Below are 26076 nucleotides of genomic sequence, written 5' to 3' on the forward strand. Positions count from 1 at the left end.
GGAGGGAGAGCGGTGGCCGACAATGCGCGATCGTCGGGGGTGTCGTGGGCGGGAATGGTCGACTGGCTGGTCGACTCGCTGACCGATCAACCCGTTGCGTTCATGCTCGAGATGGGGCCGAGCGGATACCGCAGCCACGACGAGGACGAGGTCGTGTGCGCGCAGATCCAGGTGCTCGAGGACGGCGTGCTGATGCTCCGGCGATCCCGTACCGTCCTCGACCAGTTGACGCTGTCCGACCACTCCGTCGACGGGTTGCCGCTGGACCGCTGGTTCTTCGACGACCACTTCGCCGACTGCACCGACGGTTACCTGTTCACCCGCGACGTGCGACTCGTCGCCGACGCGTGCGTCGCGTGGTTCCGCGACGAGTGGGGAACGCGGTCCACCGACGACCTCGGCTGCGACTACCGGTTTCCGGACGAGTTGCCGCGGCACTGACCGTGTCGCGTTCCCACCGAACGTTCACCCGAAAAGTGTGAGGTCCTCGCGGTGACTCTGTTCGTACGGTGCTGGTGAGGCCGACACGGCTGGACCCCACTGTGCGAGGAGACCCCATGGCTGGAACGCTGACCGTCTGGAAGTTCGCATCCCCGACCGGTGCGGACACCGCGATCGCAACTCTGGAGGACCTGCAGAAGCAGGCGCTGATCGTCGTTCACGATGCCGCAGTGGTGAGTTGGCCGGAAGGGCGTAAGAAGCCGAAGACCCGCCAGCTCACCAACCTGGCGGGTGTCGGCGCTCTCGGTGGCACGTTCTGGGGCCTGCTGTTCGGCATCCTCTTCTTCATCCCGCTGATCGGGGCTGCCGTGGGTGCCGCGGTCGGTGCCGTGACCGGGGCACTGACCGACGTCGGAATCGACGACGACTTCATCAAGCGCCTCAAGGACCAGATCACCCCCGGTACCTCGGCCCTGTTCGTCCTGACCTCCGACGAGACCCTGGACCGCGTCCACGAGGAATTCCACGGTCAGCACGCCGAACTGATCTCTACGAACCTGTCGCACGAGCAGGAGGCTCACCTGCGCGAAGTGTTCGCGGACTGATCGATTCTCCGTCCGGAGGGAATGCTGATGCTCTCACGTAGATCACCGTCCGCGCGGACATCGTCGACGGCGCCGGCGCCATCCCTGTCGCCGGCACCGTGGGCGATCCCGCGCGGCCTGATCGTGCTGCTGGCGGGCGCGGGTGTGGTCGTCTCGATCGCCGGAATCAAGATGTTCGCCGGGATCCTCGGCCCCGTGTTCCTGGCGTTGATGCTCACCATCGCTGTGCAACCGATCCAGTCGTGGGCGCAACGCAGAGGGCTCCCCAGGTGGGTCGGCATGGTGGGCGCGCTGATCGTGGTGAACCTGATTCTCCTGGGACTCATCGGCGCGCTGGTGGTGTCGACCGCACAGCTTGCCACCGAGTTGCCGCAGTACGCGGACACCGTCGACGACCTCCTCGATGGCCTGCGTTCGGCGCTGGCGAACGCCGGGGTGAACTCCGACCAGATCCACAACGTCCTGAGCGGCATCGACGTCGGTACGGTCGTCGGCGTCCTGGAATCGGTCCTGCAGAGTCTCCTCGGAGTGTTCTCGAACCTCTTCTTCGTTGTCGCACTGCTGCTCTTCATGGCGGTCGACGGCATGGCGATGGACGACAAGATGCGGATCGTCGCACGCGCTCGGCCCGAAATCGCCTACGCCCTGTCGACTTTCGTTCGCGGAACGCGCAAGTATCTCGTTGTCTCCACCGTGTTCGGTCTCATCGTCGCCGTGCTCGACGGTGGCGCCCTCTGGCTGATGGGCGTCCCGTTGCCCATCCTGTGGGGTCTGCTGTCCTTCATCACGAACTACATCCCCAACATCGGATTCGTCATCGGGCTCGTCCCGCCGGCACTGCTGGCGCTGCTCGACGGCGGCCCCGGCCTGATGTTGTGGGTGATCGTCGTCTACTGCGTGATCAACTTCGTCATCCAGTCGATCATCCAGCCGAAGTTCGTCGGCGACGCCGTCGGTATCAGCGTGACGATGACGTTCCTGTCGCTGGTGTTCTGGACCTGGGTGCTCGGCGCGCTCGGTGCCCTGCTGGCGATTCCGCTGACACTCCTGGCCAAGGCGATGCTGCTCGACATCGACCCGTCCACCCGTTGGGTCAACATCCTGATCGGGGACAAGGCGCCCGACGACCCGGTGCCGCCGGACGACGGCTCGGTGTCGCCCGACGACCCGGCGCCGCCCGACGGCTCGACCGATCAGTCGACGGCGCAGACCGGGCCTCCGGTGCCCGTCGCCGCCACCGACACCTGATCGTGTCGACGAGGGTCGCGGGCCGCGTGCTGACCGCCGTTCCGGCGGGGGCCGGCGCCGCGGCCATGTCGACCGGCATCCTGTCGGTGGCGCTGCACCTCGCGGACATCGAGTGGTTCTCGCGGTTCTGGCTGGTCGTCGGCGGGCTGATCTGGATCGTGCTGGTCGCGGTGTTCGTCGGACGCCTGTTCGGCGACCGTGTCCGCTGGGAGAACGAGGCCGACACCCCACAGGCTCTGACCGGTGTCGCCGCGACGTGCGTGCTCGGGGCGCGGTGCGTGCTGCTGGAGTGGAACCACGTCGGGTGGGTTGCGCTCGCGATCGCGCTGGTCGCGTGGATCGTGCTGATGCCTGTCGTGCTGTGGCACTGGACGTCGCCGACCGTCGGCGCGCACTTCCTGCTCTGCGTCGCGACGCAGGGACTCGCCGCGCTCGGCGCGGTGCTCGTCGTGTCGGCGCCGGCGCACTGGCTGGCCGCGCCTGCGTTCGTGGCGTTTCTGCTGGGACTGTTCTTCTACCTGGTGGTGTCCGTCCGCTTCTCGTACGACCAGTTCCGGATCGGCGCGGGCGATCAGTGGGTGTTCGCGGGCGGCCTCGCGATCAGTGCGCTGGCCGCAGGAGCGCTCGCACCTGCGGTGGAGGCCGCCGGTTGGCCGGCGGGAGTGCACCATTCGATCCAGGTCGCGGGCATCGTGATCGCGTGCCTCGCGATGACCGGCTACGTGATCCTCGTGGTCTCCGAGATCCGCTGGCCTCGTCCGCGCTACGACGTGCGTCGCTGGTCCACCGACTTCCCCATGGGGATGACGTCGGCGGCGTCGCTGATCGTGGCGACGTCGTCGGACGCCGACTGGCTGCGCCCCGTCGGCCTGGTCCTGGTGTGGCCGGCGGTCGTCGTGTGCCTGGTCTTGCTGGTGGGCTCGGAGCGCCATCTCGTTCGGGCAGCGTCGGCAGAAGACGAGAAAGGGGCCGCATCCTGACGGATGCGGCCCCTTCTCGCGATGGAAACTCAGTGCGCCCGGTTGACCGCCGAGACGACGGCGCGCAGCGACGCGGTGGTGATAGAGGTGGCGATGCCGACGCCCCACACGACCTTGCTGGTGCCGTCGGGCAGCGTCACCGCGCACTCGACGTACGCCGCGGCCTGGGCGTCGTCACCGGCGGACATCGCGTGCTCGGAGTAGTCCAGGACGCGGACGTCGAATCCGATGGTCCCCAGCGCGTCGACGAACGCGGCCAGCGGGCCGTTGCCGGCGCCGGAGATCTCCTGCTCGGCGCCATTGACCTTGACCACCGCGGTGATCGAGTCGGTGCCGCCGTCCTCCTCGGCCGCCGTCACCTTCTGGCGCATGCGCTCCAGCGGGTTGACCGGGGCCAGGTACTCCTCGGAGAAGACGTCCCACATCTCCTTCGGCGAGACCTCGCCGCCCTCGCCGTCGGTGATCTTCTGGACGGCCTGCGAGAACTCGATCTGAAGGCGGCGCGGCAGCTGCAGGCCGTGGTCGGCCTTCATGATGTAGGCGACGCCGCCCTTGCCGGACTGCGAGTTCACGCGGATCACGGCCTCGTAGGTGCGGCCCACGTCCTTCGGATCGATCGGCAGGTAGGGCACCTCCCACACGATGTCGTCGATGTCGGCGTTCTGGTTGTCCGCCGCGACCTTCATCGCGTCCAGGCCCTTGTTGATCGCGTCCTGGTGGCTGCCCGAGAACGCGGTGTAGACCAGGTCGCCGCCGTACGGGTGGCGCTCGTGGACCGGCAGCTGGTTGCAGTACTCGACGGTGCGACGGATCTCGTCGATGTTCGAGAAGTCGATCTGCGGGTCGACGCCGCGGGTGAACATGTTCAGACCCAGCGTCACCAGGCACACGTTGCCGGTGCGCTCACCGTTGCCGAACAGGCAGCCCTCGATGCGGTCGGCGCCGGCCTGGTAGCCCAGCTCGGCGGCCGCGACACCGGTGCCGCGGTCGTTGTGCGGGTGCAGCGACAGGATGATGCTCTCGCGCTGCGCCAGGTTGCGGTGCATCCACTCGATCGAGTCGGCGTACACGTTGGGCGTCGCCATCTCGACGGTGGCCGGCAGGTTGATGATGACCCGGTTGTCGGGGGTGGCGCCCAGGGTCTCGACGACCGCGTCGCACACCTCCTTGGCGTACGACAGCTCGGTGCCGGTGTACGACTCCGGCGAGTACTCCCAGCGCCAGTTGGTGTCGGGGTGGTTCTTCGCCTCTTCCAGGACCAGTGCGGCGGCGTCGGTGGCGATCTTCTTGATCGCGTCCTTGTCGGCGCGGAACACGACCCGACGCTGCAGGATCGACGTCGAGTTGTAGAAGTGCACGATCACGTTCTTCGCGCCGGCGCAGGCCTCGAAGGTGCGCTTGATCAGCTCGGGGCGCGACTGCGTCAGCACCTGGATGGTGACGTCGTCCGGGATCGCGTTGTCCTCGATGATCTCGCGGACGAAGTCGAAGTCCGTCTGGCTCGCGGACGGGAAGCCGACCTCGATCTCCTTGTAACCCATCCGGACCAGCAGCTCGAACATGCGGCGCTTGCGGGCCGGGCTCATCGGGTCGATCAGGGCCTGGTTGCCGTCACGCAGGTCCACGGCGCACCACTGCGGGGCGCGGTCGATGACCTTGTCGGGCCAGGTGCGGTCCTTCAGCGAGACCGTCTCGACCTCCTCACCGAACGAGCGGTAGCGGAAGGTCGGCATCGACGAGTTCTTCTGGGTGTTCCAGGCCGGCTGGTCGGCGGGCGCCGGCTTGGACGGCGGCGTGATGGTGCGCGAACCGGAAGTGAAGGCGTCAGCGGGGGACATGGGAATCGATCTCCAGGTTGGTTGTGGACTGTAGAGAGCCCGACAGCTGAGGCGACCGGCGCACGGAGAGGACCCGCGACGGGTGGCCAGTCTGGATCAGACCCCGCCGCGGCACCCAAGAAGGAGCGCGCGCTGCATAGAAGGCACTGTACCCCTGCGCCCCGATAGCACGTGAGGAGTGGGGAGCAATTTCACACTCGGGGTGGGTGCGGCATGGTCGACTGTGTCACATGACTGCACAGCTCGACGCGGCCCGAAGTTACGTAGCCGCCCTCCTCAGCCACGACGGTGATTCCGTGCCCTACGCGCCGAATGCGGTGCGCTACGAAGTCGGCCTGAAGACAGGCTTTTCGGGAAACCACCTGCGCCGCAGCCTTTCACGAGGCCCGCAGTTCCGGGTGATTCGCGCTGTTCGGCAGGAGACCTATCGGGTCGAGGGCGACGACGTGATCGCCGAGTACCTGATCGACGCCGGCGTGTTCGGTCGGACGCTGGCCACCGCCCACGTCCACGAGACCTTCCGCATCCCGGCGGACGACCCGCGCATCCACCGGATCGACGCCAAGATCCGGCTGGTCCGCAGGGACAACCTCATCCTCCGGGAGTGAGGACACCGGCGGCGCCGCTGCGCACACTGCACGCATGGCTGGAGTGGTCGGCGCCGTCGGAAGCTGGGTGCGTTCCCGACTCCCGGAGCGGGGCTCGTTCAAGAACGACCTGGTCGCGGGCATCCCAGGGGCGATCAGCAGTGTTCCGGACGGCATGGCGTCCGGCGTGCTCGCCGGGATCAACCCGGTCCACGGGCTGTATGCGAGCTTTGCCGGACCGCTCTTCGGCGGATTGCAGACCAGCACGAAACTGATGGTGATCACCACCACCAGCGCCGCGGCCCTGGCCGCCGGATCGGCCGTCGCCGACCTCCCGGAGGCGGACCGATCGGGCGCGGTGGTGCTGCTCACCCTCATCGCCGGTCTGGTCATGGTCGTGGCGGCACTGCTGCGCCTGGGGCGCTACACCCGTTTCGTGTCGCACTCGGTGATGACCGGGTTCCTGACCGGTATCGCGGTCAACATCGTCCTCGGTCAGTTCCCGGACCTGGTCGGGGCCGATGCCAGCGGGTCGGTCGCGGCGGCGAAGTTCTTCGACGTGATCTCCAACCCGTCGAGCATCGACTGGCACGCACTCGTCACGGGTGCGACGGCCCTGCTGCTGGTGGTGGTTCTCGCCCGCACCCGGCTCGCCCTGTTCAGCTCCCTGCTGGCGCTGGTCGTGCCGAGCGCCGTCGTGATCGGGTTCGGGTGGGACAGCGTGGCCCGGGTCTCGGACGTCGGAACGATCCCGACCGGGCTGCCGCTGCCGGTGCTGCCGGACTTCGGTGCCTTCTCGCTCGAACTGCTGGGCGGGGCCCTGGCGGTCGCGGTGATCGTGTTGGTCCAGGGCGCGGGCGTGGCGGAGTCGGCACCCAACCGGGACGGCAGCCGATCGGAGCCGAACACAGACTTCTCGGCGCAGGGCGTGGGCAACATCGGCTCGGCACTGTTCGGCGGCATGCCGGTGGGAGGCTCGGTGGGCCAGACGGCGCTCAACGACTCGGCGGGCGCGCGGGGCCGGTGGGGTGCCGTGTGGTCGGGGGTCTGGATGCTGGTGATCCTGGTGGTCTTCTCCGGGCTCGTCGGGAAGGTCCCGATGCCGACGTTGGCGGCGGTCCTGGTCTTCGCGGCCGTCGGATCCCTTCGGCCGCGCGAGATCCGGGTGATCCTCCAGAGCGGGCCCAGTTCGCAGATCGCTCTCGCGACGACTTTCCTTGCCACGCTGCTGCTTCCGGTGGCCGCCGCGGTGGGAATCGGTGTGGCGCTGTCGCTGCTCCTGCAGCTCAACCAGGAGGCGATGGATCTGTCGGTCGTCGAACTGGTCCCGGCGGACGACGGCACCCTGCGGGAGCAGCCCGCGCCGCGGACCCTCGCGGACGGGCAGATCGTCGTGCTCGACGTCTACGGCAGCCTCTTCTACGCGGGCGCCCGCACCCTTCAGGCCCGCCTGCCCGATCCGTCCGGTGCGGCGAACCCGGAAGTGGTCCTGCGACTCAGGGGCCGAACCACCTTCGGGGCGACGTTCTTCTCCGTCGTCCGCGACTACGCGCAGCGCCTCGACGCGGTGGGGGGGCGCCTGTACCTGAGCGGCATCGCCGAGCCGGTCTCGCACGACTGGGACGACGACCGCCTCGCCGGCCAAGGCCTCGCGCTGGAGGTCTATTCGGCCACCGACACGATCGGGGAGTCGACCCGACGGGCGTTCGATGCCGCCGAACACCGGCTGGTGCGGGTGACCGCGCGCGCCGACGGCTGAGCCGTCCTCGGTCCGGCAGCCGAGCCTTGTCAGTCCGGCAGGCGTCGCATCTCGACGATCGTGAGGCCGAGGGCGTCGAAGCGGGCGAGCATGCCGCGCAGTTCGGTGGGGTTACGGACGGGGCCGTACAGCGTGGTGTGCGCATGGGCCGTCTCCGAGACCTGCAGTTCCGGGAAAGCCGCGAGCACCCGCTCGGACAGTTCACCGCCGACGAGGAAGGCGTAGCGCACGGTGGCCGGCCAGCCCGAGTCGGAAGTGGCCATGACGCCTCCTGTTCGTTGCTTTCCGGTCCACCGAGAATGCCTCGACCGCCGGGCTCACGCCTCACCCACCGATGGTGAATCCGAGCGTTCAGAGCAACCCGTGGGAGTGGGCGGCGGTGACCGCATCGCGCCGGGTGGTGACGCCGAGTTTGCGGTAGATGCCGCGCAGGTGCGTCTTGACGGTGTTGACCGACACGCACAGGTCGGACGCGATCTCCTCGGCGGTACGCCACGTGGGCAGCTCGGCAAGCAGTTCCAGCTCGCGCCGGGTGAGCTGTTCGGCCGTGGTGACGGTCGTCCGGGGGAAGGAGGACCACACCAGATCCGCGAAGGAGTCTCTGGCGCCGAATCGTCCACGGCTGGCGGACATCAGCTCCCGGCTTGCCGGGGTCATGTCGTGGAAGGGCCGCAGGACCCCCTCGGGCTCGGCCAGGCGGAGGGCCTCCACGAGAGCATCGTGCGCACGCGAGTCGTGGGCGCGGCGCCGCGCGACCTCGGCCTCGACGAGCCACGCCGTCACCATGTTGGTGGCGGCGGCGCACCGCAGTTCACCGTCGAGGACCGGGCGCAGGAGGGTCCGCGCCCGCTCGAGCTGGTTGGCGCACAGGTGCAGGATCGCCTCGAGCAGTGCGATGTCGCCGGTTGGGCCCAGCGCGTCGGCTGCGACGCCGAAAAGTTCGCGAGCCCAGGTGACCTCACCGATGTGCAGGTACGCGAACTGGATCGACGGAAGGCACGCAGCGAGCAGCCCGGGAGGCCGGGGCATCGCCCGCCTGGTGACGCTGGCGGTGTGCAGGGCCGCGACCGCGGCGCGGCGGTCCTCGGCCAGATCGATCCCGAACAGTGCCGCGGCGACGGCGCTCTCCTGGGCCAGTGGTGCGTCGATCCCGGGTGCGCCCGCGAATGCGGTGGCGAGTTCGACGGCCCGCGCGGTGTCGTTGCGCAGGTAGTGGCAGACCGCCTCCAGCAGGGCCACCCGGCGCGTGTCCATCGATCCGGACGGATCGGCATCGGTCGTCGTGGCCCGACTGTGGGCCGCCAACGCCTGCGCCTCGCCGAGCAGGCCACGGGACAGGGCGGCGGCGCCGAGCGCCGCCGAGGCCTGCGCGTCGATGCGCGCGGAATCGATCTCGCGGGCGTGTGCACGCGCTCGGCGCAGGTGATGTTCGGCGAGGTCGAGGTTCCCGAGGTAGAGCTGTCCGCGGCCGTGCTGGAGGGCGACGAACGAGTCCAGACACGGATCGCCGGACGGGCCCGCGTCCGGATCGGACGAATCCTCGAGTGCGCGCGCGATGTCGCCGGTGTAGACGGATGCCTGTACGCGCAGCGCCTGTTCGAGAAGCTTTGCGTGGTCCGCGCTTCCGCTGTCCGTCGCCTCCACGTGGACCGCTCCCAGCAGCGATGTCGCGGACGTCGGGCTGTCCGATTGCAGGTGGGCGGCCGCCCGCACGAGGCCGGCGATCGCCCGGTCCCGGATGGAACGTGGTGCCTGGGCGATGAGGCGCTCGACGGACTCCCCGTGACCGTCGAGGACCAGTGCCAGGCCCGACTCTTCCAGCACGGACTCCACGTCGGCGACGTCGCCGGCGGTGATGCCGTGCTCGAGTGACAACAGCGCCTCGCCGAACTCGGCGTACCACCGGGCCGCGACGTGCTCGAGTTCCAGGACCGCGCGGTGGCCGAGTCTGCTGATCTCGGCGCGCAGGTAGCTGCGCAGCAGCGGATGGTAACGGAACTGCGTGGGAGAACCCTCGATTCGGCTGATCAGGAAGTTCCGGTGCTCGAGCTGGTCGATGATCGCATGGGCGTCGGCGCAGCCCGTGAGTTCCTCGGCCAGCGCGGCCGTGAATGTCGACGGCACCGACGTCTTGATCAGGAACTGCCGGATCTCTTCGCTCTGACCGGCCAGGACCTGTTCGATCAGGTAGTCGGCGACGGCGCGGCGGCACCCGGTGAAGTTCTCGATCAGGGACGTCGGATCAGGATGCCCGGCGAGCGACATGCCGGCGAGACGGATTCCGGCAGCCCAGCCTTCGGTGCGTTCCATCAGTGCCGCCAGGTCGACGGGGTCGAGCGTGACGTCGTGCTCGCCGAGCATGATCGACGCTTCCTCGGCCGTGAAGGCGAGATCTTCGAAGGTGACATCCGTGACGTGGCCGTCGAGTCGCAGTTTCTGGAAGGCGAGAGGTGGTTCGAAGCGTCCGCACACGATGACGCGAAGGTGTTGCGATGGGGCCCTGAGGAGTTCTTCCAGATCGGCCAGAGAATCGGGGTCGTGGAGCAGGTGCGCATCGTCCAGGACGAGCCACACCGGTTCGTCGAGTTCGAGTAGCGACTGCACGATGGGAAGGCGCTGCACAACAGTCGGTTTCGCGAGATTCCGGCAGATTCGCGCTATCTCCGGCCGGCCGGTGTTCTCGAGTGCGCGAACGAGTTCCGTGTGCAGAGTGGGTGGACCGGCGTCGTTGTCGACGATGGTCGTCCACGCGACCACCGGCCGCTCGGGTCTCTCGCGCGCACGATTCGCCCAGTCTGCGAGAAATGTCGTCTTACCAGAACCTGCTGGCGCACAAACCAGTACGACAGACATAGCGTTTTCCGGATCGGTGAGAGCCGTATCGATCGTGTCGAGCAATCGAACCCGTGACACGACACGATCACTGCGGAACACCGGAACATCAGCGCTCGCAGCATAACTCCCGTCTTGCGTGATCGACACCCGACATGCCTCCCCACATAACGAGCCCGGACCGGATGGACCGGACGAACCGCCTGCTGCGGGAGCTTAACCCGCGCAGGCGGTTCGCGCGTGTCGAACCAGCTCAGTCTCGCGACATTGCCGCCGCAAGGTGACTCTCGATGTCGACGTACGCGTCGTCGGCGACGTCGAACACGACCTTGTGGATCTCACCGTCCCGGAACTCGAAGCGCGGCTCGGGATACGCACTCGACACGGGATCGGCGCTGTCGTAGCCGATGCACAAGCCCTCGCCGCAGAGCGAGAAGTGGCCCAGCACAGTGCGGATCTTCTGTTCGCCGACCTGCTTGTCGTCGATGTACAGCTTGAGCGGTCCGACGCCTTCGCGGTTGGGCCCCATGCCTTCCTTGACGAACTCGATGCCGATGATGTGCCTGCCCGACGTCGGCACCGGGGCGGAGATGCGGTCCTCGGGCGGAATGCCGAGGAAATTGTACGCGTAGGTAACGACACCGTCCTTGACGAAGAGCGAGTGGCCGCCGAATCGTGAACCGTGCGCGAAGATCACGCCCTGCGAATCGGGCGTGAGGTCCACCTCGGCGAGGATCTTGTAGGAGACGCCGTGGACGTTGGCCGCGGAGCGCTCCGGCACCTCGCTCGTGCCCGGGTAGTAGACGTACTGTCCGCTCGGCGGCACCGGCTGGTGGAACTCCATCCCCATGAACGTCTCGAAGTCCTTGGGGTTGCCGAGGATCTGCAGGTCGTTCAGCGGCAGCACGTTGTTCGCCTTCGCCTCCTGCATCCACAGCGCCTTGAGCTCCTCGAGCTTGCCGGGATGCTCGGCGGCCAGGTTGTGGGCCTCGGCACGGTCGACGTCCGCGTGGAACAGTTCCCACTCGTCCTCGTCGAAGTTGCTCATGCCCGAGACCGGGCCGTGCACGGAGACGGCCTTCCAACCCTTGTGCCACAGACCGCGCTGGCCGAACATCTCGTAGTACTGCGTTTCCTTGGTGGTGGGCCCGTCGGCGGGGGCGTCGAACGAGTACCTCATCGACACGCCCGACAGCGGGGTCTGCTCGACACCGTTGTAGGTGTCGGGGAACTCGACACCGCAGGCCTCGAGGATCGTCGGCACGATGTCGGTGCTGTGGTGGTACTGGTGGCGGATCTCGCCGCGCGCCTTCATGCCCGCCGGCCAGTGGATGACCAGCGGGTCGCAGACGCCGCCCTGGTAGGTGTACCGCTTGAACATCTTGTACGGCGTGGAGAACGCGGCCGCCCAGCCCGTGGGGTAGTGGTTGTAGGTGTCGGGGCTGCCGAGCTTGTCGACCATCGTGAGATTCTGCTCGAGATCGTCGGGGTAGCCGCCGAAGATCTTGCCCTCGTTCACCGAACCGTTCGGGCTGCCCTCGCCGGAGGCGCCGTTGTCGGCGCAGTAGATGATCAGCGTGTTGTCGAGCTGGCCCGACTCCTCGAGGTAGTCGACGATCCGGCCGACCTGGGCGTCGGTGTACTCGGAGAAGCCGGCGAACACCTCGGCCATGCGGCTGAACATGGCCTTCTCCTCGTCGTTCAGTTCGGCCCACGGACGGACCTCGTCGGTGGGGGAGAACGTGCCGTCGGGCATCGGGTTCAACGCCGTGAGATCGGTGTCCTCGGGCAGGATGCCGCGTTCGATCATCCGACCGAGTACCCACTCGCGGTAGGCCTCGTAGCCGTCGTCGAACATGCCCTTGTACCTGTCGATGTACTCCTGCGGCGCGTGGTGCGGGGCGTGGTTGGCGCCGGGGCAGAACCACAGGTACCAGGGCTTCTCGGGTTCGGTCTGCTTGACGTCGCGGATCATCTTCAACGCCTGGTCGGCGAGGTCCTTGGAGAGGTGGTAGCCCTCCTCCGGGGAGTACGGCTGCTCGATGTAGTGGTTGTCCTCGGCGAGCGACGGGTACCAGTTGTTGGTCTCGCCGCCGATGAACCCGTAGAAGCGGTCGTAGCCCTGCGCGAGCGGCCAGTTCTTCTTCGACGCGCCGGCCGTCCATTCGTCGATGGGCACGTTGTGGTTCTTGCCGACCCAGAACGTCGACCATCCGGCGTCCCGCAGGACGTTCGCCATCGTGGCGTTGGACGGCGGGATGTGCGAGTTGTAGCCGGGGAAGCCGGTGGACGACTCCGAGATGGAGGCGAAGCCGTTGAGGTGGTGGTTGCGTCCCGTCAGGAACGTCGAGCGGGTCGGCGAGCACAGCGCGGTGGTGTGCCACTGCGTGTAGGTCAGGCCGTTCTCCGCGAGACGGTCCATCGTCGGCATGTTGATCCGGCCGCCGTACGGCGACCACGACGCCTGACCGGTGTCGTCGTACAGCACGACCAACACGTTGGGTGCGCCCGCCGGTGCCTTCTCGGGAAGGAAGGCGTCCCAGTCCGACACCGATTCGCGCACATCGAGATTGATGGTGCCCTTGAATTCCTTGGCCACGATTGCTCCTTCGTCGGTCAGAGGTCCCGTCGTCTCATGGTCGGTGCCTGCCAGTCCCTTCGCCTCACCCTCGTCAGGTGAAGCCGCCTGCGCGCGGGGCGTCGACAATCAGCGGAGCAGTCCCCGGGCGAGAGGAGTCGGCGAACGGTGAGTACGACCGAGAAGACGCACAGGCCCTGGCCCGCGTTCGGGACCCTTCAGGGCTACCGGAGGGCGTGGATCCGCCCCGACCTCATCGCCGGGCTCACCGTCTGGGCGGTCCTCGTACCGGAGGCACTGGCGTACGCGACGATTGCCGGTGTGCCGCCGGTGGTCGGGTTGTACGCCGCGATCCCGTCGTTGATCCTGTACGCCGCCGCGGGGAGTTCGCGGCACCTGGTGGTCGGGCCGATGTCCGCGACCGCGGCGTTGTCGGCGGCCATCATCGCCCCGATCGCCGGTGCGGACGGAGGCCGGTACATCGCCCTGTCGGCGGTACTGGCCGTCGCGACCGGCATCGTCGGACTGCTCGCCGCCCTGCTGCGGCTCGGATTCATCGCGTCGTTCATATCGGAACCGGTGCTCAAGGGGTTCATCGTCGGCCTGGCACTCACCATCATCATCGGTCAGGTTCCGAAACTGTTCGGCATCGAGAAGGGCGACGGCAACTTCTTCGAACAGGCGTGGTCGGTGGTGCTCAACCTCGGCGACACCGATTGGCGCACATTGGTTGTCGGTGCACTGAGCCTGGTGGTGGTGCTGGGATTCAAGCGCTGGCTGCCGCTCGTGCCGGGATCGTTGCTGGCGGTCCTGCTGGGCGTCCTCGCCGTCGTGGTGTTCGGCCTCGAGGACAAGGGGGTCGACATCGTCGGCCACATCGACTCCGGGCTGCCGGCGATCGGTCTGCCGGGTGGTGTCGGGTTCGACGAGTACGTGGACCTGCTGGGGCCCGCTGTGGGCGTGCTGCTGATCGGATTCGCGGAGGGCCTGGGCGCCGCGAAGACCTACGCGGCCAAGGCCGGCTACGAGGTCGATGCCAACCGCGAGCTCGCGGGGCTGGGCGCGGCGAACCTCGGTTCCGGTCTGTGTTCGGGCATGGTCGTCAACGGGAGCCTGTCCAAGACCGCGGTCAACGGTGGCGCCGGCGCCAAGTCGCAGGTCAGCGGGCTGGTAGTGGCCGGCCTGACCGTTCTCACGCTGCTGTTCTTCACCGGGTTGTTCGAGAAGCTCCCGGAAGCGACGCTCGCGGCGGTAGTGATCGCCGCCGTCATCGAACTGGTCGACGCCGCGGCGCTGCGTCGGCTGTACGGCGTGTGGACCGCGCGGCTCGGCAGCATCTACGGGCACGCTGCCCGCGCCGACTTCGCCGCCGCGATCGCCGCGATGATGGGCGTCCTGCTCTTCGACACCCTCCCGGGTCTGGTCATCGGGATCGGGGTGTCGATGCTGCTGCTGCTGTATCGCGCGTCCCGTCCTCGTGTGGCCGCGCTGGTGAAGGACGGCTCGCGGTGGGTCGACGCCGAGCGTCGCCCTGATCTCGACACGCGTCCCGACGTCGCGGTGGTCCGCGTCGAGGGGGGACTCTTCTTCGCGAACGCAGACCACGTCAAGGAACGGATCGCCGAGTTGTGCACCGACCGGACACGCGTGGTCGTCCTCGACGCCGAGACGTCCCCCTTCGTGGACGTCAGTGCGGCCCAGATGCTCGCCCAGCTGCGAGACACCCTGGGACGCAGGGGTGTGGACCTCCGGATCGCGCGCGACATCGGACAGTTCCGGGACACGCTGACGCGGGCGGCGCACGCCGACGGTCGCGTCGCCGTCTACCCGACAGTTGCCGACGCGCTCGCCGATCTGGACGCGCACTCGTAGCCAGAACCGGGGTAGGAGGGACTGTGGCAGTGCTCGCGCCGACACTCGTCGGATACCGGATGGCGTGGCTCAGAGCCGATGTCGTGGCCGGACTCAGCGCCGGGGCGGTGGTGATCCCGCAGGCGATGGCCTACGCGACGATCGCCGACATGCCGGTGCAGATCGGTCTGTACACGTGCATGGTGCCGATGGTGGTGTACGCGCTGCTCGGCGGTTCCCGCACCACGAGCGTGAGCACCACCTCCACCATCGCCACGCTCACCGCGTCGACTCTGATCGGCGCCGGGATCGCGGCCGGCTCGGAGGACGCGCAGACGTCGTTGATGACGCTGACGCTGATGGTCGGTGTGATCCTGTTGCTGGCGAGGGCGTTCAAGCTCGGGTCGATCATCGAGAACATCAGCGAGGCAACGCTGTCCGGCATCAAGGCCGGCGTCGGACTGACGGTTGCCGCCGGCCAGTTGCCCAAGCTGCTCGGGGTGCCGTCGGATCCGGACGCGACCGGGTTCTTCCGTGTGCTGTGGTCCGCCGTGCGCCAGATCGGCGACGCGGTCCCGGCGACGGTGCTGCTCGCGGCGGGCTCGATCGCGGCCCTGTACGCCATGGCGAAGTTCGTGCCGCGGATCCCCGGCCCGCTGGTGGTGGTCGCGATCGGTGTCGCGCTGGTCGCGTTCGCGGGCCTCGACGATCACGGTGTCGCGCTGATCGACCCGGTCCCGCAGGGTATTCCGCTGCCGGGAATCCCGAGCCCGGACGACATCGGGGGGCTGCTTCCGGGAGCGCTCGCGATCTCGGTCATGGCGTTCCTCGAGACGGTGGCCGTCGGGCGGGGCGTGCGCAGGTCCGGCGAACCACAGATCGACAGCGATCAGGAACTGTTCGCCAACGGCATGGCCTCGGTGGCGGGTTCGTTCTTCCACACCCTGCCGCCGGCCGGCGGGTTCTCGCAGACCGCAGTGGCGTTGCGGGCCGGGGGACGTACGCAGGCCGCGAGCCTGGTGACCGCTGTGCTCGCGGTCGCGGTGGCGCTGTTCCTGGCGCCGGTGCTCGACGACCTGCCGCAGGCCACGCTGGGCGCGATGGTCGTCGTCGCGACGCTCGGACTACTCGATCTCGGCTCCTTCGCGCGCTACTGGCGGATCAATCGCGTGGAGTTCTGGATCGCGCTGGCCACCGCGGTGGTCGGGCTGACCGCGGGCCTGCTGGCGGCTGTCGCGGTCGGCGTCGTGCTCACGCTGTATCTCGTGCTGCGGGAATTGGACCGGCCGCATGTCGTCCAACTGTTCCGCGACGAACGGGGGGAGTGGCGGCCCGGCGCGGAGGGTGCTCCGACCGAAGCGGCCGATCCTCTGGTCCTGAGGGTCAATCTCGCGCTGTACACCGCCAGCGTCCGCGCCACGGTCGCAGCGATCGAGCGGAGGGCCGGCGTCGGCGAGGGGGCGGAGAAGCTCTCTCCGCCCGGTGCCCTCGTCCTCGATGTCTCGCGCGCCTACATGGTGTCGACCACCGTGATCGACCAGATCCGTGACATGGTCCGGGAACTGGACGATGCCGGTGTCGCCGTCCACTTCGCCGACCTGCCTGTTTCGGAGATGCCGAAGTTGCTGACGACGCCGTGGTGGCACGAATACGGTTCGGATCGCTACTTCGAGCGCGTGGCGGATGCGGTTGACGCGATCGAGAGGGCGCGTCCCTCCTCGGACGCCTCGGACGGCGTTTCCGGCGACCTGATGGGTCGGTGATCGTTATTCATGCGCCGAGGGTGAGGACGGTTCCGTTCGCGTGCAGTGAAATTCACCCATGGGAGAGCTGATCCTGCAGTTGCTGCCGGAACTGGCCGGGATGGCGGTGACGCCGGCCGCGATCGCCGGGTGCGTGCTGTTGTTGCAGACGAAACGGGCGCTGGCGAACTCGTTCGCGTTCTTCGCCGCGTTCATGATCGCGTACACCGCGATCGGGATCGCGGCGCTGCTCGGCGGCGCCACCCACGACACCCGATCGGGAACCGCCACTCACTGGGCGGGTCTGGCCGTCGGTCTGATCTTCGTCGCGTTCGGCGTGGCGCAACTGATCCGTCGGCGGACGCCCTCGGACACCGGACCGGAATGGATGCAGCAACTCACGAACGCCAAGCCACGAGGCGCCTTCGTGATGGGTGCCGCGCTGTCGATCGTGAACCCCAACCTCGCGATCATGATCTCCGGCATGACCATCATCGCGGCATCCGACACGACCACCGCATCCGCGGTGACGGGAACGGTGTTGTTGCTTCTCGCGGCGGCACTCGACTTCCTGGTGCCGATCGGGGTGTATTTGGCCTTCGGGGATCGGGCGAAGGGCATCCTCGCGAAGGTCAAGGAGTGGATGCTCGCGCACGAGCGGCCGCTCACGCTCACCGTGTTCTTCGGGTTCGGTGCGCTGTTCGTGATCCGGAACGTGTCCGCGCTGGTGTGATGTTCACGCTCGGATAGTGCGCCGGCGCTCGGCGAACACGAAGGTCTCGTAGGCGATCAGAACGAGCAGAACCGCGGTGAGAAGTCCCAGCGTCACCAGCGCGGGGAGGTGCCACGCGAGCGGGATCAGGGCGAGCAGCACGACGACGGTCACGGTGCGCGGCACGCTGAACGCGCCGGCGCCGTACTGCTTGAAGTAGACGAGTGCCGCCAGGTACAGCGCCGCGCCGCCGAACAGCGCCACCAACGGCCAGCCCTGGAGGGGGTCGGTCAACCGGTGCTCGTTGCCGTCGCCGACGTAGTAGAGGATCTTCTTCAGCCCGAGGGAGACCATTACGATGCCGAGCACCATCGGCAGGTGTGCGTAGCTGTAGCAGCGCTGAGCGATCCGGATGCGGTGCCGACCCCGCGACGCCTCGAATCCCTGCTCCACCATCAGCGACGTGACATCGAAGTACGCCCACCACAGCAGCGACGACACCGCGAGCCCGAGGAGCGAGGCGACGATGATCGCCCACGTCGTCGGCAGGCTCGCGACGCCGATGCCGATCGACGCGATGGACTCGCCCAGCGCGATGATCACGAACGAGCTGTGCCGCTCCGCGAAGTGGCTCACCGACCGCAGCCGCCAGCCGGTCCCGCCGATCAGCGTGCCCAGATAGTCGCCGGCGAGTGCCAGGAACCACATCACCGTCTGCCACGGCCCCGTCAGCTGCGACGCGATCAACAGGAAGGTCGTGCCCGTGAGCATCGACGGCACGAACCGCATCACCTGCCCGCGCAGTTGCGGGTCTTCCTTACTGATCACCAGGAAAATCAGGATGTGCAGCATCCGCACCACGAAGTAGCCGACGGCGAACACGAGTGGGGCGTCGAGGCCGCCCGGCAGGTCGTCGAACGCCTCCGGGATCGTCAGCGCGATGACGAACACCGCCGACATCGCCGCGAGCATCACCACCCGCAGCACACCCTCGTCGGCGCGCACCAGGTTGGCCACCCACGAATAGCCCACCCAACTCCACCACAGCACCGCCATCACCAGCACGCCGTGCAGCAGGTTGACACTGCTGGGATCGTGGCCCCACAGCTCGGTGACCCGCGTGAGCGCGAAGACGAACACCAGGTCGAAGAACAGCTCGAGTGGCGAAACCGATGCCCGTTCCTCAGTGGGGCGGGTGGTCAGACGGCGGGTGACGTTCACCGTGCAGATGCTGCCACCGACGGAGTGGGGCCGCGCCCCTATCCGTTGGTCAGGACGCGGTGCACTCCCGGAGACGCACCTCGGTAAGCTCGACAGCTGGACTTGCATCAATCCATCTATCCGGAGGTACACACGCGTGGCTCTCGTCGTCCAGAAGTACGGGGGATCCTCGGTCTCGAGCGCCGAGCGCATCCGGCGCGTCGCTGAACGGATCGTCGAGACCAAGAAGGCGGGCAATGACGTCGTCGTGGTCGTCTCGGCGATGGGCGACACCACCGACGAACTGCTCGACCTCGCGCAGCAGGTGTGTCCGGTGCCGCCGGCCCGCGAGATGGACATGCTGCTCACGTCGGGTGAGCGCATCTCGAACGCCCTCGTCGCGATGGCCATCCACTCGCTCGGCGCGCAGGCGCGGTCGTTCACCGGCTCGCAGGCCGGTGTCATCACGACCGGCAGCCACGGCAACGCCAAGATCATCGACGTCACCCCGGGCCGCGTGCGCGCGGCGCTCGACGAGGGTTCGATCGTGCTGGTCGCCGGCTTCCAGGGCGTGAGCCAGGACAGCAAGGACGTCACCACCCTCGGCCGCGGAGGCTCGGACACCACCGCCGTCGCGCTCGCCGCGGCGCTCAAGGCCGACGTGTGCGAGATCTACACCGACGTCGACGGTGTCTTCACCGCCGACCCGCGCATCGTGCCCGACGCGCAGCGCCTCGACACCGTCTCCTTCGAGGAGATGCTCGAGATGGCCGCGTGCGGCGCGAAGGTTCTGATGCTGCGCTGCGTCGAGTACGCCCGCCGCTACAACGTGCCCGTGCACGTCCGCTCGTCATACACGACCAAGCCCGGAACGATCGTGTCCGGATCGATGGAGGACATTCCCGTGGAAGAAGCCCTGATCACCGGTGTCGCACACGACCGCGGCGAGGCCAAGGTCACCGTCGTCGGCCTGCCCGATACCCCGGGCCACGCCGCGAAGGTCTTCCGTGCCGTCGCCGAGGCCGAGATCAACATCGACATGGTCCTGCAGAACATCTCCAAGGTCGAGACCGGCAAGACCGACATCACCTTCACGCTGCCCAAGGCCGACGGCCCGCGTGCGGTGGAGAAGCTGACGGCGCTGCAGTCGGAGATCGGCTTCACGCAGATCCTGTTCGACGACCTCATCGGCAAGGTGTCGCTCGTCGGCGCCGGCATGAAGAGCCATCCGGGCGTCACCGCCAAGTTCTGCGAGGCGCTCGCCGAGGCGGACGTCAACATCGACCTGATCTCGACGTCGGAGATCCGCATCTCGGTGCTCGTCAAGGACACCGATCTGGACGACGCCGTGCGCGCGATCCACGCAGCTTTCGAACTCGGCGGCGAGGAAGAGGCCGTCGTACACGCAGGAACGGGACGGTAATTCGAGATGACCACCATCGCTGTCGTCGGTGCCACCGGCCAGGTCGGCATCGTCATGCGCACACTGCTCGAGGAGCGCAACTTCCCGGCCGACAAGGTTCGGTTCTTCGCGTCCGCGCGCTCGGCCGGCAAGACGCTGCCGTTCCGCGGTGAGGACATCGTCGTCGAGGACGCGTCCGCGACCTCCGACGAGGACCTGAAGGGCATCGACATCGCGCTGTTCTCGGCCGGTGCGACGCTCTCGCGTGCGCAGGCCCCGCGCTTCGCGGCCGCCGGTGCGATCGTCGTCGACAACTCGTCGGCGTGGCGCAAGGATCCCGAGGTTCCCCTCGTCGTCAGCGAGGTCAATCCGGAGGAGACGAAGAACCCGCCGAAGGGCATCATCGCCAACCCGAACTGCACGACGATGGCCGCGATGCCGGTCCTCAAGGTGCTGCACGACGAGGCGGGCCTGCAGCGCCTGATCGTCAGCAGCTACCAGGCGGTCTCGGGCAGCGGCATCGCCGGCGTCGAGGAGCTCGTCGGCCAGGTCCGCGCCGTCGCCGACGACGCCGAGAAGCTGGTCCACTCCGGTGCGGCCGTCGACTTCCCGGCCCCGAACAAGTACGTCGCGCCCATCGCGTTCAACGTCGTGCCGCTCGCCGGTGCGCTCGTCGACGACGGCAGCGGCGAGACCGACGAGGACCAGAAGCTCCGCAACGAGAGCCGCAAGATCCTCGGCCTGCCGGACCTGCTGGTGTCGGGCACGTGCGTGCGCGTCCCGGTCGTCACCGGTCACTCGCTGGCGATCAACGCCGAGTTCGAGCGTCCGCTGTCGGTGGAGCGCGCGAAGGAACTGCTCGCCGACGCCCCCGGCGTCGAGCTGGTGGACGTGCCGAACCCGCTCGCGGCCGCCGGTGGCGACGTGTCCCTCGTCGGCCGGATCCGTCAGGACCCGGGTGCCCCCGAGGGCCGCGGCCTGGCGCTGTTCGTCTCGGGCGACAACCTGCGTAAGGGTGCTGCACTCAACACCATCCAGATCGCCGAGCTGCTCGTCTAGCTCCCGCTCGTCCCGCGTGCGCGGTCACGGGGCCTTCGGGTCCGGTGGCCGCGCACGCGGCGTTTTCGGTGAGTGGTGAGTGCTGTTGCAGCCGAAAGCGTTCGACCGTAGCTTCAGTGCTGTGACGGCGAACACAGGAAACGGTGCGGACTGGGGACCTCTCCTCGAACGACTCGAGGATCGGAAGGCGTCCGCGCGCGCGATGGGTGGCGCGGAGAAGGTCGCGCGCTACCGGGCGTCCGGGAGGCTGGACGTCCGTGGCCGTCTCGCCGGGCTGCTGGATCCCGGATCGTTCGTCGAATTGGGTCCGCTCGCAGGAGATCCGGCGGTGCCGTCGGACGCGTTCGTCGCCGGATCCGGGACGATCGAGGGGCGTCCGGTAACGGTCGGCGCCGAGGACTTCACCGTCGCGGGCGGCTCGATCGGCACCGCGGCCGCATCCAAGCGCGCCCGCTCGGCCCAACTCGCACTGCGCAATCGGGTGCCGCTCGTGATGATGCTCGAGGGGGCCGGGCACCGCGCCACCAACGCACTGGAACGGAACCGTCCCGCACCCAACGATCTTCAGGCGATGGCGGACCTGTCGGGGCTCGTGCCCACCGTGGCGATCGTGACCGGGCCGTCCGCAGGACACGGTGCCCTCGCGGCGCCGCTCTCCGATTTCGTGATCATGGTGGACGGGCACGGCGCGCTGTTCACCGCCGGCCCGCCGCTCGTCGCGGCGTCGACCGGCGAGCAGATCGACAAACAAACGCTCGGCGGGCCGCAGGTCGCGATCGACACGTCCGGCGTCGCCCACAACCTCGCCGAGTCCGACGAGGCCGCGCTGGCCCTGGCCCGCCGGTACCTGTCGTACTTCCCGAGCAGCGCATGGCAGCGTGCGCCGTGGGTGGGCCCGGCGTGCGGCAACCACGACGTGGGCGAGCGGTCCCTGCCGGAACTGCTCGACCTGATCCCGGTGAACCAGAAGCGCCCCTACGACATGCGCGTGATGCTGGACGCCGTCGCCGACGCGGGCACCGTCACCGAGATCCAGCCGACCTACGGGACGTCCATCGTCACCGCGCTCGTGCGGATCGGCGGACACGCGGTCGCCGTCGTCGCGAACCAGCCGATGGTGATGGCGGGCGCGGTCACCGTCGCCGCGGCGGAGAAGGCCGCCGCCTTCCTCCAGGTGGCGGGGGCGTTCCATCTGCCGGTGCTGTTTCTCGCGGACAACCCGGGCGTGATGGCGGGCAGCGCGGCGGAGAAGGCCGGGATCCTCAAAGCCGGCGCGCGCATGTTCGCGGCGCAGCACCGGCTGCGGACCCCCAAGTTCCACGTGACGGTTCGCAAGGCGTTCGGGTTCGGCAGTTCGGTGATGGGCATGAACCCCTACGACAACCAGACCATGACGCTCGCGTTCCCCGCGGTCACACTCGGGGGCATCCCCGCGGACGTCGGTGGGCGCACCGCGAAGGAGGACGACGAGACGCGGCGTGCGCTCGTCGAGAACGAGGCGTCCGGGCCGTGGGCTCTGGCGCAGACGTTGTTCTACGACGACATCATCGATCCGCGGGAACTGCGGAACATTCTGATCCGTGGGCTGGGTTCGAGTGTCCGGGACGACGCCGTCGCACCGGTCGCGCACCACGGCTATCTACTCTGACGTCCCTGGCTCACGGGCCAATTCGGACGAAATGGGCTACCGTCAGGCTGCCAGCGAATTGCGCTGCAGTGCAGAGCTGTACGGGCTCCACGGGTCGGTATCGAAACGGAGTGGAAATGTCCTTGGGGAAGAAGTGGGAAGTCGAGTACGGGTACTCGGACGCCGTGCGCAGTGGCGATCTGTTGTTCTGCTCCGGCCAGGTCGGCCTCGAAGAGGACGGTAGCGTCCCGGCGGACCCCGAGCGCCAGTACGACCTGGCCTTCGCGGCACTGGCCGCGCTGCTCGCCGAGCACGGTGTCGGGCCGCAGGATGTCGTGGACCTGACCAGTTTTCACGTCGACTACCCCGAACACATGAAGGAGTTCATGGCCGCGAAGGCGCGCTTCCAGGATGGGGCACGCCCCGCATGGACCGCGATCGGCGCCGGCGCTCTCGCAATGCCCGGCGTGTTGGTGGAGATCAAGGCGACGGCCCGGATCCCGTAGCTTCGGGGAATGCGGCGGCGCCGACAGGGCGTGCGATGTCGGCGCCGCGGAGCATCTCTCGCGTCGTCCTACAGGGCGGTGGGGGCGGTGGTACGCGCGGTGCCGGCGACCCCGGACAGCAGGGTCACGATCGCGATCCCGACTGCCAGGTAGATCAGCGAGCTGCCGATCTTCGAGTCGATGTCCGCATAGACCGTGAACGGCCACAGGGCCACGGCGACGGTCGCGAGCCCGCCGATCCACCCGAAGAACGACGTCGCGCGCGGCGTCGAGACCAGGAGCAGGTGCAGCAGGGCTGTCGCCAGCAGCGCCGCGACGATCGCGTATCCGGCGATCGTCGTGACTTGGGATTCTCCGAAGGTCGTGTCCGGAGTGACGACCGCGATGTCGAGCAGGCCGCGGACGATCAAGAGGCCCACCACCGCGGCGAGCGCCGCGACGAGGGCGGTGGCCACGCCACCGGACCACAGTCGTTTCGCATCGACCGCGGGTGCGGCCGGCGGGCCGGGGGGATACGCGCTCATCGAGTGCTCCTTCCGGATGCCGAACGGGAACCTGTCCTGCCGACACGGTAGGGCGTCGCGCGGCCCGGGCCGTCACCCTCTGCGGGTGAACGCGATCTGCTCGCGTAGCCCGGAGTGCAACGGCGCCGACACCCGATCGAGTGTCGGCGCCGCCCAGGGAAGCGACGAGCCCCGTGTTACGCGGCCGGGCCTGTGGAGCCGAGGGGCAGACCGGCGAGCAGGTCGCCGAGGTCGGCCGGCAGCAGATCCTGCAGGCTGCCCAGATCCAGGTCGGCCGGCAGGATGTCCTGCAGGCTGCCGAGGTCGACGCTGCCGAGGAGGCCGCCGACGGGCACGATCTGCGGTTCACCGACGACGGGTTCCGGGTTCGCGAGCGAAACGCACTCGCCCACAACCGCGTACACGCCGTTCTCGAGGTCCGTCGTGAAGGTGTCCTCGCCGGCGGGCCCGACCCGCTCGGCCACATCCGTCTGCCAGGACAGGAATCCCGGTTCGGTGATCTTGCTCGGGTCCTCGCGGAGCGCGGGTAGCTTGGCGGCCTCGAGCGCGAAGGCGCCGCAGCTGCTCGTGGCATCTTCGTTGGGGTTGGCGACGGTGACCGAGAGCGTGTTCGCCTGGACGCCGGTCGTGACGGTCGGACTCGTGAGTTCGGCCGGTTCGGCCGAGGCGAGGGCGGGTGCGGCGAGCGCTGCCGCGGCGAAGATCGCAGCCCCACCGACTGCGTGACCGAGTGTCTTCCGACTACGCAACTGCATATTCATCCCCTTCCAAATGTGAACCATCGGAACGTGATCCAGGTCGGAGGCGATCTCCTGACCAAGATCACCTCTCCACCATCGACCCCGGGTGCGGAGGCTGCAACAGCAAGAGCGGTCAAAGCGGTCGTATCGGGCGGCGGTGCGACCCGGGGTGTGCTGTCCGCGTTGCCGGAGCGGCGTCATGAACAGGGCAAAGCGCGCGGTCCGTTTTGCGAGTAACGATGCTGTAACGGTCTCACTTGGACGGTCGATCAACCATTGTGACGCTTGGGGTTTGGCCGATCAGGTCGGCGCGAACTCTGCGCGTAGGCGGTTCAGGGCACGGTGCTGTGCGACGCGGACCGCACCGGGAGTCATGTGCAGCGCGTCCGCGGTCTCGGCGGCCGACATCTCGTCGATGATGCGCAGGCGGAGGATGCGCCGCTGTCGCGGGGTGAGGACGGCGAGCATCGTCTCGATGCGCCGCAGATCCTCCGACCGGACCGCATGGTTCTCCGGGGTGTCGGTGTCCGCGCCGATCTCGGGCAGGGTGCCGACCGGGAGAGACCGGTCGCGGTGCGCCGCGCGCAGTGCGTCGGAGATCTTGTGGCCGGCGATACCGAACACGAACGCGGTGAAGCGGCCCCGGTGTTCGTACCGGGGAAGCGCGCACACCACGGCGACGCACACCTCCTGCGTGACGTCCTCGGCCGACACGCACCGCGACTCACGCAGCCGTGACCGGCAGAAGCCCAGCACCATCGGACGGACACGGGCCATGAGATCGGCCAGCGCGTCGTCGTGCCCGGTGGAGGCAGCGGCGGCGATGCTGTCGACGTCGGTGCCGGAGGGCGACGGGGCGTACCAGGAACTCGCATTCACACCGCACAGGTAACGCGCGCTTCCTGAGGCCCTCTTCAGTGGACCATGGAGGTTTCTGTGAGTGGCTCCATCGGCCCGCGGAGGTAGCGGCCGATGGGCCCCTCGTCCAGGGCGAGGGCCTTGGTGATCACCGAGGCGCCGACGATGATCCCGCACGCGACGAACATCCACCCGATCGCGGTGAACACCAGGCCCAGTTCGCCGAACTTGGCCTCGGCGGTGGACACCGTCCGCGGTAGGACGATGTCGCCGGCGATACCCAGCGCGGCCAGGCCGATGGCGGTGATGGCGCCGGTGGTCCACAGTACGCGGGGCGACAGGCGTCGCTCGGTGAGCAGGTACGGCACCAGGGTCCACAGGGCGGTCCAGACCGCGAACTGCGCGATCAGCACGAGGAACACGCCCAGGTACGGCACGTCGCGCAGGATCTTGGCGAAGCCGATCAGCGCGGCCGACGACGCCACCGACAGCAGGACCGCGACCCACCGCCACCAACTGGACATCTTCAGCGTCGGCACGTGCCACACCCGCCCGTACATCCGGCCCAGCGCGCGGGCGAACGACGTGCCACTGAGCACCACCATCAGCAGACCGATGATGCCGAACGTCGCGAACGACGGTTCGCTGGGTGTGAAACTCCCCGGTGGCACGTCGACGGCCTCCACGTCGATGCCGAACTGGTCGAAGAATCCCGTCGTGAAGGCGTCGTGGCGGCCGATGGTCGACGCCGCGATCACCACGGGCAGTACGGATGTGAACGACTGCGCCGCCAGCGTCATGGACCGGTCCGCCCACTCGATGTCGACGAAGCCGGACAGCATGTGCTGCACCGTCCGACCGGGCGCGGTGCCGCGCAACCAGCCCTGTGCGCTCTCCGACCGGGCGGCGAGTGCCTCGCGGGCCAACACGACGTTGAACTTGGACGACCGCACGGCACCCCTCAGGCTCTGCGGGCCCCGGCGCGGC

23 protein-coding genes and 1 pseudogene are annotated in these 26076 nt (G+C 68.3%); 14 read left to right on the forward strand and 10 right to left on the reverse strand.

From position 1 onward, the window contains the following. Positions 1–54: 54 nt before the first annotated feature. The 4 genes from EGT67_RS16515 to EGT67_RS16530 all read left to right on the forward strand — a co-directional run bounded on the left by EGT67_RS16515 (position 55) and on the right by EGT67_RS16530 (position 3274). Entirely contained in the window at positions 55–441 is a 387-nt protein-coding gene (locus tag EGT67_RS16515; protein WP_127917277.1) for a hypothetical protein, read from the forward strand. 116 nt (positions 442–557) lie between these two features. After that, positions 558–1046, forward strand: coding sequence for a DUF1269 domain-containing protein (locus EGT67_RS16520; protein WP_127917166.1), 489 nt, complete (start codon positions 558–560; stop codon positions 1044–1046). A 27-nt stretch (positions 1047–1073) separates the two neighbouring features. Beyond that, complete coding sequence (locus tag EGT67_RS16525; RefSeq protein ID WP_127917167.1) at positions 1074–2294, forward strand: AI-2E family transporter; 1221 nt, start codon at positions 1074–1076, stop codon at positions 2292–2294. Positions 2295–2296: 2 nt separating this feature from the next. Continuing rightward, positions 2297–3274: a tellurite resistance/C4-dicarboxylate transporter family protein gene (locus EGT67_RS16530; RefSeq protein ID WP_241566072.1), complete on the forward strand. Its 978-nt coding sequence runs from the start codon at positions 2297–2299 to the stop codon at positions 3272–3274. A 29-nt stretch (positions 3275–3303) separates the two neighbouring features. Here the strand turns inward: EGT67_RS16530 and leuA are convergent, their stop codons facing one another. After that, positions 3304–5112 carry a 2-isopropylmalate synthase gene (leuA, locus tag EGT67_RS16535; protein ID WP_127917168.1) on the reverse strand — a complete coding sequence of 603 codons (1809 nt, stop codon included), beginning with the start codon at positions 5110–5112 and terminating at the stop codon, positions 3304–3306. Positions 5113–5342: 230 nt separating this feature from the next. On the opposite strand from leuA, the gene EGT67_RS16540 reads away from it, so the two are divergent. After that, entirely contained in the window at positions 5343–5720 is a 378-nt protein-coding gene (locus tag EGT67_RS16540; protein ID WP_127917169.1) for a DUF8021 domain-containing protein, read from the forward strand. A 34-nt stretch (positions 5721–5754) separates the two neighbouring features. Beyond that, positions 5755–7458: a SulP family inorganic anion transporter gene (locus EGT67_RS16545; protein ID WP_127917170.1), complete on the forward strand. Its 1704-nt coding sequence runs from the start codon at positions 5755–5757 to the stop codon at positions 7456–7458. Positions 7459–7487: 29 nt separating this feature from the next. Here the strand turns inward: EGT67_RS16545 and EGT67_RS16550 are convergent, their stop codons facing one another. Together EGT67_RS16550 and EGT67_RS16555 are read right to left on the reverse strand one after the other, a co-directional pair. Beyond that, the gene (locus tag EGT67_RS16550) at positions 7488–7721 is read right to left on the reverse strand and encodes a hypothetical protein (protein WP_127917171.1); all 234 of its coding nucleotides are present in this window, start codon (positions 7719–7721) and stop codon (positions 7488–7490) included. Between the two features lie 88 nt (positions 7722–7809). Next, positions 7810–9819, reverse strand: a complete 2010-nt coding sequence (locus tag EGT67_RS16555) for a winged helix-turn-helix domain-containing protein (protein WP_241566084.1) — start codon at positions 9817–9819, stop codon at positions 7810–7812. Between EGT67_RS16555 and EGT67_RS25340 the strand changes: the two genes are divergently transcribed. After that, complete coding sequence (locus tag EGT67_RS25340) at positions 9805–10053, forward strand: hypothetical protein (RefSeq protein WP_241566086.1); 249 nt, start codon at positions 9805–9807, stop codon at positions 10051–10053. The two genes, EGT67_RS16555 and EGT67_RS25340, sit on opposite strands and share 15 nt — an antisense overlap. Here EGT67_RS25340 and EGT67_RS25345 read toward each other — a convergent pair. Beyond that, positions 9982–10311 (reverse strand): annotated as a pseudogene (locus EGT67_RS25345) (AAA family ATPase); the annotation flags it as partial. The gene EGT67_RS25340 and the pseudogene EGT67_RS25345 sit on opposite strands and share 72 nt — an antisense overlap. A gap of 232 nt (positions 10312–10543) precedes the next feature. Then, positions 10544–12889, reverse strand: a complete 2346-nt coding sequence (locus EGT67_RS16560; protein ID WP_127917173.1) for an arylsulfatase — start codon at positions 12887–12889, stop codon at positions 10544–10546. 147 nt (positions 12890–13036) lie between these two features. On the opposite strand from EGT67_RS16560, the gene EGT67_RS16565 reads away from it, so the two are divergent. Genes EGT67_RS16565 through EGT67_RS16575 form a run of 3 tightly spaced genes read left to right on the forward strand, consistent with a single transcriptional unit; the run spans position 13037 to position 17194 of the window. Beyond that, a complete protein-coding gene (locus tag EGT67_RS16565; RefSeq protein WP_127917174.1) occupies positions 13037–14740 on the forward strand; it encodes a SulP family inorganic anion transporter in 1704 nt (567 codons plus the stop codon). Between the two features lie 23 nt (positions 14741–14763). Further along, a complete protein-coding gene (locus tag EGT67_RS16570; RefSeq protein ID WP_241566073.1) occupies positions 14764–16482 on the forward strand; it encodes a SulP family inorganic anion transporter in 1719 nt (572 codons plus the stop codon). Positions 16483–16540: 58 nt separating this feature from the next. Further along, a complete protein-coding gene (locus EGT67_RS16575; RefSeq protein WP_127917175.1) occupies positions 16541–17194 on the forward strand; it encodes a GAP family protein in 654 nt (217 codons plus the stop codon). Between the two features lie 3 nt (positions 17195–17197). Here the strand turns inward: EGT67_RS16575 and EGT67_RS16580 are convergent, their stop codons facing one another. Then, a complete protein-coding gene (locus EGT67_RS16580) occupies positions 17198–18394 on the reverse strand; it encodes a low temperature requirement protein A (protein ID WP_241566074.1) in 1197 nt (398 codons plus the stop codon). A 136-nt stretch (positions 18395–18530) separates the two neighbouring features. On the opposite strand from EGT67_RS16580, the gene EGT67_RS16585 reads away from it, so the two are divergent. The 4 genes from EGT67_RS16585 (at position 18531) to EGT67_RS16600 (ending at position 22967) form a co-directional block, all read left to right on the forward strand. Beyond that, the gene (locus EGT67_RS16585) at positions 18531–19796 is read left to right on the forward strand and encodes an aspartate kinase (protein ID WP_127917177.1); all 1266 of its coding nucleotides are present in this window, start codon (positions 18531–18533) and stop codon (positions 19794–19796) included. A gap of 6 nt (positions 19797–19802) precedes the next feature. Next, positions 19803–20834, forward strand: coding sequence for an aspartate-semialdehyde dehydrogenase (locus EGT67_RS16590; protein ID WP_127917178.1), 1032 nt, complete (start codon positions 19803–19805; stop codon positions 20832–20834). 121 nt (positions 20835–20955) lie between these two features. Next, entirely contained in the window at positions 20956–22482 is a 1527-nt protein-coding gene (locus EGT67_RS16595; protein ID WP_127917179.1) for an acyl-CoA carboxylase subunit beta, read from the forward strand. A gap of 116 nt (positions 22483–22598) precedes the next feature. After that, positions 22599–22967 (forward strand): RidA family protein, encoded by a 369-nt coding sequence (locus tag EGT67_RS16600; protein WP_241566075.1) that lies wholly within the window; start codon positions 22599–22601, stop codon positions 22965–22967. 68 nt (positions 22968–23035) lie between these two features. Here EGT67_RS16600 and EGT67_RS16605 read toward each other — a convergent pair whose 3' ends face one another. The 4 genes from EGT67_RS16605 to EGT67_RS16620 form a co-directional block, all read right to left on the reverse strand. Next, positions 23036–23491 (reverse strand): DUF6069 family protein, encoded by a 456-nt coding sequence (locus EGT67_RS16605; RefSeq protein WP_127917180.1) that lies wholly within the window; start codon positions 23489–23491, stop codon positions 23036–23038. 176 nt (positions 23492–23667) lie between these two features. After that, positions 23668–24246, reverse strand: a complete 579-nt coding sequence (locus EGT67_RS16610; RefSeq protein WP_241566076.1) for a hypothetical protein — start codon at positions 24244–24246, stop codon at positions 23668–23670. A gap of 285 nt (positions 24247–24531) precedes the next feature. Next, complete coding sequence (gene shbA / locus EGT67_RS16615) at positions 24532–25110, reverse strand: RNA polymerase sigma factor ShbA (protein ID WP_127917182.1); 579 nt, start codon at positions 25108–25110, stop codon at positions 24532–24534. A 35-nt stretch (positions 25111–25145) separates the two neighbouring features. Next, entirely contained in the window at positions 25146–26042 is an 897-nt protein-coding gene (locus EGT67_RS16620; protein WP_127917183.1) for a hypothetical protein, read from the reverse strand. Positions 26043–26076 lie beyond the last annotated feature (34 nt).

This window comes from Prescottella agglutinans (assembly GCF_004011865.1).
Lineage (GTDB): Bacteria > Actinomycetota > Actinomycetes > Mycobacteriales > Mycobacteriaceae > Prescottella > Prescottella agglutinans.